A 15,327-nucleotide genomic window follows, 5' to 3' on the forward strand; every position below is an offset into this window, starting at 1 on the left:
CCGTCCGATTAAAGAATTTCGTTGACAAATCCGTCCAATCCTTCCAGTTTGGATTTGCCGTCGGTTGTGATAACTATAAATATGCAGTGGTCGTATTCATCTCCGGTATATCTGCACGGGATTTTGACCACACTTTCCGGGCTTTCGAATCCTATGGCCTCGATATTGGCGAGGGTGAGGTCCGAAAGTTGCTCTTCCGGCTGTGTACTAAGGTAACTCAGTACGCTCACCGCGCCTAGCGCGAGCATTGCGCCCATTACAACCTGTATTTTAGTGGACTTTTTCATAATTGTGAAGTTTTGGTAAATAAATAGCGTAATTTCGATCAATAGAAACAGTCTAAGAACGAAAGTAAAGATATGTAATTAAAAAACAAATTTTTTGTATCAAAATTCTGCGAAAATTCATTATCGATTCCGGTCGATATTCTCTGAAAAAAACTATCTTTGTTACTCTTTCACAATCAGTAACCTCTATGAAAGAAAAGAGAAACTACCTGATGCTGGTGCTCAAAGGAATCGGAATGGGCGCCGCCGACGTGATCCCCGGCGTGTCGGGCGGCACGATCGCCTTCATTACCGGAATCTACGAAGAGCTGATCAGCTCGATCCGTTCGTTCGACCTCACGGCCGTGCGGAAACTCCTCCGGTTCGACCTGCGCGGATTCTGGAAACATATCAACGGCAGTTTCCTCTTTTCGGTGCTGGCCGGGATCGGCATCTCGATCTTCTCGCTGGCCAAGTTGATGAAATACCTGCTCGAAACCCACCCCATCTTTGTGTGGTCGTTCTTCTTCGGGCTGATCATCGCCTCGTCGTGGCTGGTGGCACGTGAAGTCAAACGGTGGAGCGTCGGGACGGTCATCGCCCTGATCGCCGGCATCGCTGTGGCATACGTGATTACGGTGATGAGCCCCGCCTCGACACCCGATGCCTGGTGGTTCATTATCCTCTCGGGGGCTGTGGCCATTTGTGCCATGATCCTGCCCGGAATCTCCGGCGCCTTCATCCTGCTGCTGATGGGCAAATACGCCTATATCATCGGAGCCGTCTCGACCTTTAATCTGCCGGTGCTGCTGCTCTTTGCCGTGGGCGCCGTGGCCGGGATCATCAGCTTCTCGCACCTGCTCTCGTGGCTGCTGGCCAAATACCACGGCATGACCGTCGCCCTGCTGACCGGCTTCATGCTCGGTTCGCTGAACAAAATCTGGCCCTGGAAAGAGACCCTCGAAACCTATACCGACAGCCATGGGGTCGTACAGCCCCTCGTCGAACGCAACGTGTTGCCCGCGACGTTCGAGCAGATCACCGGCCAGCCCGCTCTGCTGGGGTGGGCGATCCTCTTCATCGCAATCGGTTTCCTGCTGATCTGGGGCATCGAAAAGGTGGCTGCCGTGCTCGGTAGCAAACGTGAAAAAGCCAATTAATACCGATTCCGTCTGCGAAAAGGGGCGGCGGAGAGCGGGACTGCATGTTTCCGTGGCCGGTCCGTTCCGCAGGCAGACAATATCTCTGAAGCTATGAAAAGATATGGATTGATCGGGTTTCCGCTCGGCCACTCCTTTTCGGCGAGCTATTTCGCCGACAAATTCGCTGCATCGGGTCTCACCGGTGAGTGCTCGTACGAAAACTTCCCCATCGAACAGGTCGAGACGCTGCGTTCCGTGCTGCCCGCCGACATCCGTGGGTTTAACATTACGATTCCGCACAAACAGCACATTCTGCCGCTGCTGGCCGATATCGATCCCGAAGCCCGGGCGGTCGGAGCGGTCAACTGTGTGAAAGTGTTGCCGGACGGGGGCTTCAAGGGCTACAATACCGATGTTTACGGTTTTGAACTGTCGCTCCGCAAGATGCTCGCTGCACGGGGTGAGGAACTCACGTCGCTTCGGGCACTGGTGCTCGGAACGGGCGGCGCTGCGCAGGCTGTCCACCACGTACTCCGCAAACTCGGCATCGTGTATATCGAGGTGTCGCGGAATGCCGGCGGGCCGACCCGGCTGAGTTATGACCAGCTGACCCCCGAAATCATGGAGCAGCATCGCCTGATTGTCAATACCACGCCGCTCGGCATGTCGCCGCACGTCGAGGCGAAGGCTGCGCTGCCGTACGATGCCATCGGTTCGCAGCACTACCTCTACGATCTGATCTACAATCCGGCCGAAACCGCCTTCCTGCACGAAGGGCGTCTGCGCGGGGCGTGGGTCAAGAGCGGACTGGAGATGCTGGTGCTTCAGGCCGAACGCAGCTGGGAAATCTGGAACGAAGAGTAACGTCTCTCGTCGCCGGTGGAAAGTCTGTCGGCAACTGTCGAAGAAACAAAGCGTGTTCGGCGCGGTGCGACCGGCGTCGAGCGAGTTAAATCGTGTGTGATATGCAACATTTTGAATGTGACTATCTGGAGGGGGCCCATCCGTTGATTCTGGAACGGATCGCGGCCGCCAACATGGAAAAAATAGCGGGCTACACGGAAGATGCCTATTGCGAGGCGGCACGTCGGAAGATTCGTCAGGCGTGCGGCTGTCCCGAAGCCGAGGTGCACTTCCTGGTGGGGGGCACGCAGACCAATGCTACGGTGATCGACGCGTTGCTGCGTCCGGCCGAAGGGGTGGTTGCGGCCGTCACGGGTCACGTGGCCCTGCACGAGGCCGGTGCGATCGAAGGGAGCGGTCACAAGGTGCTGACCCTGCCCCAGCGGGAGGGAAAGCTGCAGGCCGAAACGTTGCGCGAGTACCTGCGTGCCTTTTATGCCGATCCGACGTGGCGGCACATGGTGACGCCGGGAATGGTTTACCTCTCCCATCCGACGGAGTACGGTACGCTCTACACGCGGGCTGAACTGGAGGCGATTGCGGCGGTGTGTCGCGAGTATCATTTGCCGCTCTACCTCGATGGTGCCCGGCTCGGCTATGGACTGATGGCCGACGGTACGGACGTGACGCTGCAGACGCTGGCTGCCGTGTGCGATGTCTTCTACATTGGCGGAACGAAGGTCGGTGCGTTGTTCGGTGAGGCGGTGGTTGTGCCGCGACCCGAGACGCTTCCCCGCTTCTTTACGGTCATGAAGCAGCACGGCGCTTTGCTGGCCAAGGGGTGGCTGTTGGGGTTGCAGTTCGATACGCTGTTTACGGACGGACTTTATTTCGAGATTTCGCGCCATGCTCTTGAAATGGCCGATCGGTTGAGGCGAGTGCTGGAGCAAAAGGGGTACACCTTCTACCTGCCGCCCTGTACCAACCAACTTTTTGTGACGATGGAGAGCAGCCGCGCCGAGGCGTTGAGCAGTCGGGTCGGCTTCAGCGTATGGGAGCAGACGCCCGATGGTCAGACGGTGATCCGGTTGGCGACCAGTTGGGCCACCCGGGCCGAAGATATCGATGCGCTGGCCGAATTGCTGTGATGCACTGGAGATGGGGGGCCGGGGCGGATGTGCTCGTTTGGAGCTGTTAGCCGGTTGAGTGTGTGGGGTAAGAGGGGTAGGTTGGTCGAACGGTTGTGATGTGGTCTGGACGGGCGTCCGAATTGACCGGTTTTCAACCGGCGGCCGGGGGCTTTGCGGGCTGAGGGGGGCGCTATGGGTAACTGAATGGTCTCGTGATGCAGTTTTGCGGGAGATGTGTCGCTCTGCGGGAGGTCTTTGGGGGGAGATGGGTTTTGTCGCCGATATTCGTATCTTTGACTTTCCGGTCTGTTGCCGGTCCTGTAATGTGTCGTAGGGTATGAAACAGCCTGTCGATAATCTGTTGTCGCGTCTGCGACTGTGGGTGCTCCGGGGGGTCGAAATCCTGATCCTGCTGATTAGTATCGTCGCTCCCTGTGGGGTGGTCTATATGTTCGGTTTTCCGCAGACGCCCGTGACGCTGCGCTATCTGGAGGCCGGTTACCAAAGCCTGCTGATTCTGATGTGGCTGGCCATGACCTTCCGGATCCTGCTGGGTGACACCTCGTCCGACAACAATACACGGCTCAACAAGCGCAATCGCTCGATTCTGTTCGGCGCTTATGTCGTTCTGACGCTCATCGCCATCTTTAACCTCGCGCTGCGGTATCACTGGTTGGCTCACGACGCCTTTCTGAACACGGTCAGTGCTCCCTGGGCCGTGATTGCAACGCTGTTGATCGTCTCGTTTCTCGAACTGGCTCGCGCTGTGTCGGGCCTGCTGACGCGCAGGGTCAACCCTTCGTCAATCCTGGCGGGCAGCTTCCTGCTGATTATTCTGGTCGGTTCCGGCCTGCTGATGCTTCCCAACTGTACGTATCGCGGTATCTCGTATGTAGATTCGCTGTTTACGGCCGCCAGTGCCGTGTGTGTCACGGGGCTGACGTCGGTCAGTGTGGCCGATGTCTTTACGACCACCGGTCAAACCGTTATCTTGATTCTGATTCAGATTGGCGGTCTCGGTATCATGACCATCACCAGTTTTTTCAGCCTCTTTTTCATGGGGCAGACCTCGCTCAAAAGCCAGCTCCAGCTGGGCGACCTCTTCAGCAGCGATACGATGGGCGGTCTGGGGCGCACGCTGGTCAAGATTATTGCCGTGACGCTTTCGGTCGAGGCGCTCGGGGCGCTGTTGCTGTATGGGGTCGTCGAGGGGCAGCCCGGTTTCGAGACGGGAGGGCGGACGCTCTTTTTCTCGGTCTTTCACAGCGTCTCGGCGTTCTGCAATGCCGGATTCTCGACCCTGCCCGACAGCCTGCACGATGTGGCGGTGCGTCACATGTGGGAGGTGCCGATGATTATTTCGTGGCTGGTCATCTTCGGGGGAATCGGCTTCCCGATCTTCTCGAATATCCTTTCGGTGGTCGGCCGGAAGTTGAAAAATCTCCTGCGCTTTCTGCGGCGCCGGCCGCCTGTGCGTTACCCCCATCAGCTCAGTCTGAACAGCTATATTGTGCTCCGGATGACGGTGATTCTGTTGCTGAGCAGTTGGATCTTTATGCTGGTGGCCGAGTGGAACCATTCGCTGGCTGAATTCTCACTGGCCGAAAAACTCTCGCAGGGCTTTCTGGCGGCGGTGACGCCGCGTACGGCGGGCTTCTACGGGGTCGATATGAGCCGGATGCTGCCCGTGAGCCTCATACTGACCATGGTGCTGATGTGGATCGGCGGTGCACCTCAGTCTACGGCGGGCGGGATCAAGGTGACGACTTTCTACCTGATGTTCCGGAACGTGATGGCCAACATCCGGGGAACGTCGACTATCAATGTGCACAAACGTGAAATTCCGTCGAACTCCGTTCGCCGTGCTTTTGCCATGGTGGGCGGTTCGCTGATCGTTCTGGTGGTGGGGGTGATGCTGCTGGCTCTGTGCGAACCCGATATCGAGGTGTCGAAACTGGCCTTCGAGGCGGTGGCGGCGCTCGGAACGGCAGGACTCAGCCTCGGGATAACTCCCGAATTGGGAACGGGAGCCAAACTGGTGCTGATTGTCATGATGTTTGCCGGGCGTGTGGGGATCATCGGGGTGCTGATGGCGGTGGTGCGTCCCCAGCCGTCGCAACCGTACAGTTATCCGCACGACGATATTCTGATAAACTGATTCCCCGGTCGGTCGAAACTGGCGTGGATGGGACGGGCCGTGGTGTGGATTATTTACTGTTGAGAGGGGTGGCGAAGAATAGCGGTGCCGGCGAGGAACGGTGTGTCGGTCTCTGTGCACGGCGGAGTTTGCTGGCAGAAGATCTGTTCCGAAGCGGAACGTTGTCTATTCCTTAATCTTATGATGGGTTGCCATTTCTTGGCGACCCTTGCACGGTTTCTGTGTGGACGAATCTCCGTACGATCTGCCGAACAATGCTGCCTCGTGTCGGCGGGCGTTACGTGGGGGGATATGTCTGCTGAGGAGCTGGCAGATTGATCGGGCCTGTAGCGAGTGGGCGATGGTTGGAGGGATGCTGACGGTTGAAGGTTGCGGGTCGCCGGGGGCAGCATGAAAGGCGGACGAGCGGCCCAAGGGGGGCGGCAGGCTGGTGCAATCCAGCCACCGTGCTCGGGTAAACCGTTGCGTTCGGAGGGGAAAAGTGCTCTACTGAGCTACGAATACGTAGGTGATGGTTCCGCGCTGGCGCTCCGGAGCGCTGCCGTCGGCGTTGAACGAGGAGGCACGGGCTGCCTGAAGGGCCCGCTCGGCGATACACTCGCCGGGTGAGGCTTTTTCCACTTCGGCTCCGATTACTTCGCCGTTGCGGTTGACTGTGATGCCCACGACCACCGTTCCGCCCTCGCGGCACTGATAGGCCGGTACGTGCAGGTAGGTGGCGGTACGGCCGGCCAGGTCGTAGGAAACGGTGACGTTACCCTGAACCTTGACTGTCTGGTTCTCGGAGGTGCTTTTGTCGGACTTGTTGGTCGAGGCGGCCTTCTGCGGTTTGCTTCGTTTGGACATGGCGGCGATTTCGTCCATCCCCGAACGGAAGGCCTGTTGGCCGGCCGCAAGTTCCTGTTGTACGCGCTCGGCTTCGGCCAGCAGTTTGTCGGCCTGGGTGCCTCGGTCGTCCTTGAGGGTGACGTCCATCTTGGCGTTCTGGTCCGAGGCGCGGTTCATTACCTGTTCGTATTGTCCGGGATCGATCTCTTCGACCGGTTTTTTCTCCTGCTCTTCGGGTTCGGGCTGTTCCGGCTCGTCGGGATCGACCAGATCGACATACATGGTCGTCGTGGGGTTTTCGAATACGACGATCTTGTAGGATACGAACAGAATGGCTGCAATCAGATAGAGTACCACGGTCACCAGCAGACCGACGCGGTGGCGGTAGACCCATTCGCCGGCATCGCTGCGGCGGCGCGCCTGTTCGAACGGCAGGGGGATCCGGTTCGGATCGGGTGCCGGACGACGCGGGGGCGGCGGAACGGGAGGCTGTCCCGGAGCCTGGGGACGCTGGGCATGAGCCGGTCGAGGCGTGGGGGCCGACGTTTGTTGCGGTTGCACGTGACGCCGACCGCCCATGTGGAACAGGCGGTTGCCCGACGAGGCGGGTTTGCGTGGATTATCTTCGGGTTGACTCATGCGCCCGCAAAGTTAATAAAATTCGGTCGATATATCCGGCTTGGGATGATTTCCGGCTCACGGAAGGGGTAGTATGGCGCATGACAGTCGAAGGGTGTGTGGAGACGGGCTGTGGCTGGGGGTGTTCCGTTTTTATGGAACTGCCTCATGGTGAGATGGAATATTCGGGAGAAGAGCGGGGTGCTTCCCGGTTGGGCCGATTTGGTCCGATTCGGTTGAAAAGCGTTGCAAATCAGTCTTGTGTGTCGAACTTCGGAAGTCAATGATTCGGCCGGGTGGGGCAGTGTCCCGGGCCTGGGCTCAGCGGCCGAAATGGCTGGAATTTACGTGGGCCGATTCGGTGCTTTTCACAGTGGATACGCGAAAATTCCGTGCCGCATTCGGCCGAATCCCCGAATCGGGAAGATAACAGATTAGCAGAATGTTATTTTTTTAATAACTTTGCCCCAAAATCAAATAAAATATGACAGACAAACAGCATACGCTCAGCGCACCCGTCACCCTCACCGGAACGGGACTGCACACTGGCGCGACTGTGAACCTCACGATACAGCCGGCTCCCGAAGGTCACGGGATTAAATTCTGTCGGACCGACCTCGAAGGACGACCCCTGATCGACGCTACGGCCGACAATGTGGCGCAGACTTCGCGCAGTACCCTGCTCAAGAAAGGCGACGCCACCGTCTCGACCGTCGAACACCTGATGGCCGCCCTATGGGGTTGTGGCGTGGACAACGCCCTGGTCGAAGTTGACGGCGGCGAAGTGCCCATCGTCGATGGTTCGGCCATGCCCTGGGTCAAACTCATCAGCCAGGCCGGTGTCGTTGAGCAGAAAGCCAAACGTAAATATTACGAAATTACTGAAAAAACGACTCTTACGCTCGACAACGGTCGCGAAATCATCGCCTATCCGGACGATTCGTTCTCGGTGGTGGTCAACGTCGATTTCAACTCCAAAGTCGTCGGGAAACAATACGCCGTCTTCACGCCCCAAAGCGAAGAGGACTTTGCAAACGAGGTGGCTCCCAGCCGCACGTTCGTCTTCCTCCACGAGATCGAACCCCTGATTCAGAACAACATGATCAAGGGCGGCGACCTGGACAACGCCATCGTGATCGTCGAACAGCCGGTCGATGCCGCCAAGGCTGCCGAAATCGGCAAACTCTTCGGCCGCGAAGGGGTGGCTGCCGACCGTCAGGGCTACCTGAACAACCTCGAGCTGCATTTCGACAACGAAATCGCCCGCCACAAGCTGCTCGACCTGCTGGGCGACCTCGCGCTGGTCGGCACCCGCATCAAGGGACGCATCTTTGCTACGCGTCCCGGGCACAAGGCCAATACCGAATTCGCGAAACTGTTGCGTAAAAACATCAAACGCGACGCCGATAAACCGACCTTCAAATACGATCCGAACGTCGAACCTGTGTACGACATCAACCGCATCAAGGCAACCCTGCCGCACCGTCCGCCGTTCCTGCTGGTCGACAAGATTATCCACATCACCGAAGACGAAGTGGTAGGGATCAAGAACGTGACCATGAACGAACCCTTCTTCGTGGGCCACTTCCCCGATGAACCGGTGATGCCCGGCGTGCTCCAGATCGAAGCCATGGCTCAGTGCGGCGGTATTCTGGCCCTCAGCACCGTGCCCGATCCCGAAAACTACTCGACCTACTTCATGACCATCGACGGCGTGAAATACCGCCACAAGGTTGTCCCCGGAGATACCCTCCAGTTCGAGTTGCGCCTCTCGGAACCCATCCGTCGCGGTATCGTCAAGATGGATGCCCGGGCCTATATCGGCGATACGCTCGCTGCCGAAGCCAAACTGATGGCCCTCATCACCAAAAACAAATAAGGAGTAAGAACTTTTAGCTTTCAGAAAAGTTATGATACATCCCTTGGCCTATGTCCATCCGGACGCTAAACTGGGCGAAAACGTCACCGTAGAGCCTTTTGCTTACATCGCCGGCAAGGTGACCATCGGCGACGGATGCTGGATCGGACCGAACGCCATTGTCAACGACGGAGCGATTCTCGGTAAGGAGTGTAAAATCTTCAGCGGCGCGGTAGTGGCCGGCATTCCGCAGGACCTGAAGTTCCGCGGCGAAGAGACCACCGCCGTCATCGGCGACCGTACCATGATCCGCGAATGCGCCACCGTCAACCGCGGTACCGCAGCGAAAGGAACCACCATCGTCGGCAGCGATACGCTGATTATGGCCTACGCCCATGTCGGACACGACTGCGTGGTCGGTAATCACTGCATCCTGGCCAACAACGTCTCGCTTGCCGGAGAGGTCGAAATGGACGACTGGGCCATCCTTGGCGGACATACCGCCATCCACCAGTTCTGCCGCATCGGCAAACACGCCATGACCAGCGGCGGTACGATGGTCGGAAAGGATATTCCTCCCTATATCAAAGTTGCTCACAATCCGGCTTCCTACGTGGGTGTCAACTCGATCGGTCTGCGCCGTCGCGGCTTTACCAGCGAGCAGATCAACGAAATCATGGACATCTGCCGCATCATGTTCCAGAACGGCTACTCTTACGGCAAGGCATGTAAGATTCTGGAAGAACAGATGCCCGACTCGGAAGCGAAACGCGAAATGCTGACCTTCTTTGCCGGCTCGAAACGCGGCGCCATCAAACCCTATCAGACCCGCACCAAGGATCAGGACGAAGAGTAATTCGTTGCCGGGTCAGCCCGTCGGGGCCGCTGCGAGAGAGAATGTGTGCATGGCGAGACTCGATGGTATAGTTGTGGGGTTTGGAGTGCGTCAGGACAGGAGTCTGCAGGGGACGTTCCGCCAGAAAGAAAGTCAAACCGGATATGAAACAAGGGGTATTCCACGAAGGAATGCCCCTTGTTGTGTGAAAGAGGATAATAAATCCATTTGTTTGTCGTTTCTTCGGTACAGATGGCTTGTGCCGCGATTCCCTCCGCCACGCGGAGCGGCATTTCGTGCGTGGCGGGAATAAAGATTTGAGAGACAATTTGCATAACTGCATAAGAATATGTATATTTGCAGCGTTACGGGTGAAAATCCGTAACGGGGGATTCTTGAAACGGGGGTGATTAACCTCCGTTTCCTGTTTTAAAGCCCGATCGTTTATGGATACCAAAGCAATCATACGCGACACTGTCGCCACCGTCGTCGAAGGTGAAAACTCTGCATGGGCCGAAAAAGGCTTCTTCGTGGTCGATGTCCTCTGCAAAGGAGCGGCTGGCGACGAAATCGAAGTGAGCCTCGACTGCGACGGCGAACAGACCGGTGTCGGCATCGAAGACTGTGCCCAAATCAGCCGCGAAATCGGCGAACGCCTCGTGGAACGGCTGCCCAAAACCACCGTCGATGGCGTCGAACAGGAAGCCGACTTTTCGCTGACCGTGATGTCGGCCGGACTCGGACAGCCCCTGCGGTTGGGACGGCAGTATCAGAAACTGATGCGGCGCGCCCTCGAACGGGAGAGTCTCCCGCGCGTCGATGTCCTCTTTAAGGATGGCCGTAAGCTGAACGGCGCCGTCCTCTGCGGAATCGGCTACGGAGGCGGTGATGCCGATTGTCCCTCTGCCATCGAAGTGATGTATGAGGTCAAAGAGCTGCTGCCCGGGAAAAAACGCAAGGAGCTGGTCGAAAAGCACGAGCAGATCGCCCTGGAAGAGACCAAGGCTGTGACTGAATACTTCGAATTCAAATAACGCAATTAAAAAACAAAATCATATACCAACACCCCGTGTCCGGCAGGGCCGGGGAGATGCAGAAAAAGAGCGATGGAAACAATTAACCTGATCAACACATTCGCCGAGTTCAAGGAACTGAAAAACATCGACCGCGCCACGATGGTGAGCGTGCTGGAAGACGTGTTCCGCAACATGCTGGTCAAGACCTACGGATCGGACGAGAACTTCGACATCATCATCAACACCGAGAGCGGCGACTTCGAGATCTGGCGCAACCGGCTGGTGATGGAGGACGACGACGTGCTCGACGAAAACACCCAGATCAGCCTGAGCGACGCCCGTAAGATCGACCCCACCTACGAAGTGGGCGAAGAGGTCGCCACCGAAGTCAAATTCTCGGACTTCGGCCGCCGCAGCGTGCTGGCCATCCGCCAGAACCTCGCCTCGCGCATCATGGACCTCGAAAAGGCCAACCTCTTCCAGAAATACACCGAACGCGTCGGCGAAATCATCACCGGCGAAGTCTATCAGGTGTGGAAACGCGAAATCCTCGTGCTCGACGACGAAGACAACGAACTGCTGCTCCCCAAATCGGAACAGATCCCCAGCGACTTCTTCCGCAAGGGCGATACTGTTCGGGCCATCGTCTCGAAAGTCGAGATGATCAACAACTCGCCCAAGATCATCCTTTCGCGTACCGCTCCCGAATTCCTGCAGCGGCTCTTCGAACTCGAAGTACCCGAAATCTTTGACGGACTGATCACCATCAAGAAGATCGTCCGCATCCCCGGCGAACGCGCCAAAGTGGCCGTCGAATCCTACGACGAACGCATCGACCCCGTGGGCGCCTGCGTCGGCGTCAAAGGGTCGCGTATCTACGGCATCGTCAAGGAGCTGCGCAACGAAAATATCGACGTGGTGAACTACACCTCGAACCCCAGCCTGATGATTCAGCGCGCGCTGAACCCCGCCAAGGTGCTTTCGATCGACGTCAACGAAGAGACCAAAACCGCAGAAGTACACCTCAAACCCAGCGAAATTTCGCTGGCTATCGGTAAGGGCGGTCTGAACATCCGTCTGGCCAGCATGCTGACCGGCTACGACATCGACGTCTATCGCGAAACCGGCGAAGAGGACGAAGAAGACGTAGACCTGACCGAATTCACCGACGAAATCGAACCCTGGATCATCGAGCAGTTCAAGAAGATCGGTCTCGACACCGCCAAACGTGTCCTGGCCCAGAGTCCCGACGATCTGGCCAAACGGACCGACCTGGAGATGGAAACCATCCAGGAAGTACTCCGGATCCTCCGCGCCGAATTCGAATAGTCGGGCGGACACTAACCGCAGAGGCCTCACCCCGCACAGACCGGCGTGAACCGGTCCCGTCCCGGAAGCATGAAGGCTTCTCGTAACCACTCTCCGTCTCCGCACCCCGTGCGGCCGGAAATTCCCATAAGGCAACCGGGCCGATAATCCGGTAAAACCTAAAACAGAGGAAAGACAGATACATGGCAGCAGAGAAACAGACAAAAGTCAGATTGAGCGGCGTCGCACGTGAGTACAACGTCGGTCAGGGAACCATCGTAGAGTTCCTGGAGAAGAAGGGCATCAAAGTGGAGCACGGTCCCAGTACCATACTCGACCCGCATGCCGTCGAACTCATCCGCAACGAGTTCGGTGGAAAAGGTGTGGAGAAAGTCAACATTCGGGAGAAGATCAAACCCGTCAAGGAGAGCGTCTCGCTGCGCGATAACGAAGTTGCTTCGGCCAGCGCCAAAGAGGCTGAAAAGGACGAAGAGGTCGTGAACGTGAAAACCAACTCCGTTTTCTCCACCCCCGTCGAAACCCTCAGCGGACCGAAAATCATCGGGAAGCTCGATCTGAACAAGAAAAAACCGGCACCCGCACCCAAGGCTCCCGTTTCGGAAAGTCGTCCCGTAGCTCCTGCGGCGCCCGCCGCTGCGGAGAAACCCGCCGTTGCCGCAACCGAACCCGTGAAGACACCGGCTGCTGCCCAACCCGTACAACCCTCGGTTGCTGCCCCTGAGGCTCCCGCGGCACCTGCCGCACCGGCCGCTTCGCAGAGCGTCGCCGCGCAAAAACCGGCCGAACAGCCTGCGGCTCCGGCTCCCGAACGGAAAGAGGTCGAAGTGTTCCGAGCCAATGACGATGCCAACAAACTGACCGGGCCGAAAATCCTCGGCAAGATCGAGTTGCCCGCCTCCTACGACCGCGGTCGTGGCGGCGAACGCGGCAAACGTAACCGCATCAAGAAAGGTAAAGTCGACGTAGCCAATACCCCCGGTACTTCGCGTCCCGCCGGAGGCGGTAACAACAACGGCGGCGGAAATGGCGCGAACAATCGCGGCGGCAACAATGCCGGAGGCCGTTTCGGCGGTAACAACAACGCCGGTGGCGGCCGTAACAACCGCGGCAACAACCGTGGCCCGAAACCCGTCGTAAAACAGGAAGTCAGCGACGAAGATGTACAAAAACAGATTAAGGAGACCCTTGCCCGCCTGACCTCGAAAGGTAAAGGCAGCAAGAGCGCCAAATACCGTCGCGACAAACGCGAAGCCATCCACGGACGTATGGCCGAAGAGATGGAACAGCAGGAACGCGAAAAGAGCATCCTTAAAGTCACCGAATTCGTGACCGTCAGCGAGCTGGCCACCATGATGGACGTACCCGTGACCGAAGTGATCACGGCCTGCATGAACCTCGGTCTGATGGTTTCGATCAACCAGCGTCTCGACGCCGAAGCGCTCGTGATCGTGGCCGAAGAGTTCGGCTTCAAGGTCGAATTCGTGACGGTCGACATCCAGGAGGCCATCGAAGAGGAGGCCGACAAACCCGAAGACCTGTTGCCCCGTCCGCCGATCGTTACCGTCATGGGTCACGTCGACCACGGTAAAACCTCGCTGCTCGACTACATCCGCAAGACCAACGTCATCGAAGGCGAGGCCGGCGGTATCACCCAGCACATCGGTGCATACAGCGTGAAGATGGAAGACGGCCGTCGCATCACCTTCCTCGACACGCCCGGTCACGAGGCCTTTACCGCCATGCGTGCCCGTGGTGCGAAAGTGACCGACGTGGCGATCATTATCATCGCTGCCGACGACAACGTCATGCCGCAGACCGTCGAAGCCATCAACCACGCTCAGGCTGCCGGTGTGCCGATCGTTTTCGCCATCAACAAGATCGATAAACCCGGCGCCAACCCCGAAAAGATCAAGGAAGAGCTGGCCAACATGAATTACCTGGTCGAAGACTGGGGCGGCAAGTACCAGTCGCAGGATATTGCGGCCAAGAAGGGGATTAACGTCGACAAACTGCTCGAAAAGGTACTGCTCGAAGCCGAATTGCTCGATCTGAAGGCCAACCCCAACAAACGGGCATCGGGTACCGTCATCGAATCCTCGCTCGACAAGGGGCGCGGCTATGTGGCCACGGTGCTGGTCAACGCCGGAACCCTGCGTGTGGGTGACGTGATGCTCTCCGGTACCTACTCCGGTCGTGTCAAGGCCATGTTCAACGAACGCGGCCAGAAGGTGCAGAAAGCCGGTCCGGCTACCCCCGTACTGGTGCTCGGTCTGAACGGTGCTCCCCAGGCCGGTGACAACTTCAACGTGATGGAAGACGACAAATCCGCCCGCGAAATCGCCAACAAACGCGAACAGCTCCAGCGGATGCAAGGCCTCCGGACCCAGAAACACATTACCCTCGACGAAATCGGTCGTCGTATCGCCGTCGGCAACTTCAAGGAACTCAACCTGATTATCAAGGGTGACGTGGACGGCTCGATCGAAGCGCTGACCGACTCGCTCGTGAAACTCTCGACCGAAGAGGTACAGGTCAACGTGATCCACAAGGCCGTCGGCCCGATCTCCGAAAGCGATATTCTGCTGGCCGCAGCCTCCAACGCCGTGATCGTCGGCTTCCAGGTACGCCCCTCGGCATCGGCCCGCAGACTGGCTGAAAAAGAGGAGATCGAAATCCGTCTCTACTCCATCATCTACGATGCCATCAACGAAATCAAGGATGCCATCGAGGGGATGCTGGCGCCCGAGACCAAAGAGGAGATCACCTGCTCGGTCGAAGTTATGGAGATCTTCCGTATCAGCCGTGTCGGTACGGTTGCCGGCTGTCTCGTGCGCGAAGGGAAAATCACCCGCAGCGCCTCGGTACGTGTCATCCGCGACGGTATCGTGGTCTATACCGGGAAACTCGGCTCGCTCAAACGTTTCAAGGACGACGTCAAGGAGGTCGGCCCGAATATGGAGTGCGGTCTGAACATCGAAAACTACAACGATATCAAAGTCGGCGACATCATCGAAGGTTACGAACAGGTCGAAGTGGCCCGCAAATTGTCGTAACCCGAGGCTGTAGCGCCCGTAGTAGCGGCCGTTTCCCATCAAGGAAACGGCCGCTACTGCTACAAACGGGATGTACTGAGGCTTCCCGGGGATCGCGGCAGCAGGCATGTAGCGGCGAACAGCAGGTTCAGGAGCTAAACCCTGTGGCGGGGGGCGGCTAAAAGTATCTTTAATGTTGTATGGCCTACAAAATTAGTGTGTTATTCTTGTTAAAGTGGTGTGTAATTTAGATTTACTGTAGTGATATTTAT

At 57.6% G+C, this 15,327-nt stretch carries 11 protein-coding genes; 9 read left to right on the top strand and 2 right to left on the bottom strand.

The features are described 5' to 3' along the window. Positions 1 to 8: 8 nt before the first annotated feature. The gene (locus tag BQ5379_RS08785) at positions 9 to 287 is read right to left on the bottom strand and encodes a hypothetical protein (RefSeq protein WP_071135088.1); all 279 of its coding nucleotides are present in this window, start codon (positions 285 to 287) and stop codon (positions 9 to 11) included. 188 nt (positions 288 to 475) lie between these two features. Between BQ5379_RS08785 and BQ5379_RS08790 the strand changes: the two genes are divergently transcribed. From BQ5379_RS08790 to BQ5379_RS08805, 4 genes are all read left to right on the top strand, one after another. Next, positions 476 to 1,426 (top strand): polyprenyl-phosphate transporter, encoded by a 951-nt coding sequence (locus BQ5379_RS08790; RefSeq protein ID WP_071135089.1) that lies wholly within the window; start codon positions 476 to 478, stop codon positions 1,424 to 1,426. Between the two features lie 93 nt (positions 1,427 to 1,519). Continuing rightward, a complete protein-coding gene (locus tag BQ5379_RS08795) occupies positions 1,520 to 2,272 on the top strand; it encodes a shikimate dehydrogenase family protein (protein WP_071135090.1) in 753 nt (250 codons plus the stop codon). Positions 2,273 to 2,373: 101 nt separating this feature from the next. Beyond that, positions 2,374 to 3,399, top strand: a complete 1,026-nt coding sequence (locus BQ5379_RS08800; RefSeq protein WP_071135091.1) for a threonine aldolase family protein — start codon at positions 2,374 to 2,376, stop codon at positions 3,397 to 3,399. Positions 3,400 to 3,718: 319 nt separating this feature from the next. Continuing rightward, positions 3,719 to 5,539 (top strand): TrkH family potassium uptake protein, encoded by a 1,821-nt coding sequence (locus BQ5379_RS08805; RefSeq protein WP_071135092.1) that lies wholly within the window; start codon positions 3,719 to 3,721, stop codon positions 5,537 to 5,539. Between the two features lie 486 nt (positions 5,540 to 6,025). Here BQ5379_RS08805 and BQ5379_RS08810 read toward each other — a convergent pair whose 3' ends face one another. Then, positions 6,026 to 7,006: an energy transducer TonB family protein gene (locus tag BQ5379_RS08810; protein WP_083377679.1), complete on the bottom strand. Its 981-nt coding sequence runs from the start codon at positions 7,004 to 7,006 to the stop codon at positions 6,026 to 6,028. A 463-nt stretch (positions 7,007 to 7,469) separates the two neighbouring features. Here BQ5379_RS08810 and BQ5379_RS08815 point away from each other — a divergent pair, with 463 nt between their 5' ends. The 5 genes from BQ5379_RS08815 to infB all read left to right on the top strand — a co-directional run bounded on the left by BQ5379_RS08815 (position 7,470) and on the right by infB (position 15,076). Further along, the gene (locus tag BQ5379_RS08815; protein ID WP_071135093.1) at positions 7,470 to 8,864 is read left to right on the top strand and encodes a bifunctional UDP-3-O-[3-hydroxymyristoyl] N-acetylglucosamine deacetylase/3-hydroxyacyl-ACP dehydratase; all 1,395 of its coding nucleotides are present in this window, start codon (positions 7,470 to 7,472) and stop codon (positions 8,862 to 8,864) included. Between the two features lie 31 nt (positions 8,865 to 8,895). After that, a complete protein-coding gene (gene lpxA / locus BQ5379_RS08820) occupies positions 8,896 to 9,699 on the top strand; it encodes an acyl-ACP--UDP-N-acetylglucosamine O-acyltransferase (RefSeq protein WP_071135094.1) in 804 nt (267 codons plus the stop codon). 425 nt (positions 9,700 to 10,124) lie between these two features. After that, complete coding sequence (locus BQ5379_RS08825; protein ID WP_083377680.1) at positions 10,125 to 10,712, top strand: LSm family protein; 588 nt, start codon at positions 10,125 to 10,127, stop codon at positions 10,710 to 10,712. Positions 10,713 to 10,784: 72 nt separating this feature from the next. Continuing rightward, positions 10,785 to 12,023: a transcription termination factor NusA gene (gene nusA / locus BQ5379_RS08830; protein WP_071135095.1), complete on the top strand. Its 1,239-nt coding sequence runs from the start codon at positions 10,785 to 10,787 to the stop codon at positions 12,021 to 12,023. Positions 12,024 to 12,205: 182 nt separating this feature from the next. Beyond that, the gene (infB, locus tag BQ5379_RS08835; protein ID WP_071135096.1) at positions 12,206 to 15,076 is read left to right on the top strand and encodes a translation initiation factor IF-2; all 2,871 of its coding nucleotides are present in this window, start codon (positions 12,206 to 12,208) and stop codon (positions 15,074 to 15,076) included. The last annotated feature ends 251 nt before the right edge of the window (positions 15,077 to 15,327 follow it).

The sequence above is a fragment of the Millionella massiliensis genome, from assembly GCF_900104655.1.
Classification (GTDB): Bacteria; Bacteroidota; Bacteroidia; order Bacteroidales; family Rikenellaceae; genus Rikenella; species Rikenella massiliensis.

What these genes read in the sequence shown, in the direction of transcription:
- BQ5379_RS08785 (WP_071135088.1), bottom strand. Translation starts at nt 287, where the DNA reads ATGAAAAAGTCCACTAAAATACAGGTTGTAATGGGCGCAATGCTCGCG.
- BQ5379_RS08790 (WP_071135089.1), top strand. Translation starts at nt 476, where the DNA reads ATGAAAGAAAAGAGAAACTACCTGATGCTGGTGCTCAAAGGAATCGGA.
- BQ5379_RS08795 (WP_071135090.1), top strand. Translation starts at nt 1,520, where the DNA reads ATGAAAAGATATGGATTGATCGGGTTTCCGCTCGGCCACTCCTTTTCG.
- BQ5379_RS08800 (WP_071135091.1), top strand. Translation starts at nt 2,374, where the DNA reads ATGCAACATTTTGAATGTGACTATCTGGAGGGGGCCCATCCGTTGATT.
- BQ5379_RS08805 (WP_071135092.1), top strand. Translation starts at nt 3,719, where the DNA reads ATGAAACAGCCTGTCGATAATCTGTTGTCGCGTCTGCGACTGTGGGTG.
- BQ5379_RS08810 (WP_083377679.1), bottom strand. Translation starts at nt 7,006, where the DNA reads ATGAGTCAACCCGAAGATAATCCACGCAAACCCGCCTCGTCGGGCAAC.
- BQ5379_RS08815 (WP_071135093.1), top strand. Translation starts at nt 7,470, where the DNA reads ATGACAGACAAACAGCATACGCTCAGCGCACCCGTCACCCTCACCGGA.
- lpxA (WP_071135094.1), top strand. Translation starts at nt 8,896, where the DNA reads ATGATACATCCCTTGGCCTATGTCCATCCGGACGCTAAACTGGGCGAA.
- BQ5379_RS08825 (WP_083377680.1), top strand. Translation starts at nt 10,125, where the DNA reads ATGGATACCAAAGCAATCATACGCGACACTGTCGCCACCGTCGTCGAA.
- nusA (WP_071135095.1), top strand. Translation starts at nt 10,785, where the DNA reads ATGGAAACAATTAACCTGATCAACACATTCGCCGAGTTCAAGGAACTG.
- infB (WP_071135096.1), top strand. Translation starts at nt 12,206, where the DNA reads ATGGCAGCAGAGAAACAGACAAAAGTCAGATTGAGCGGCGTCGCACGT.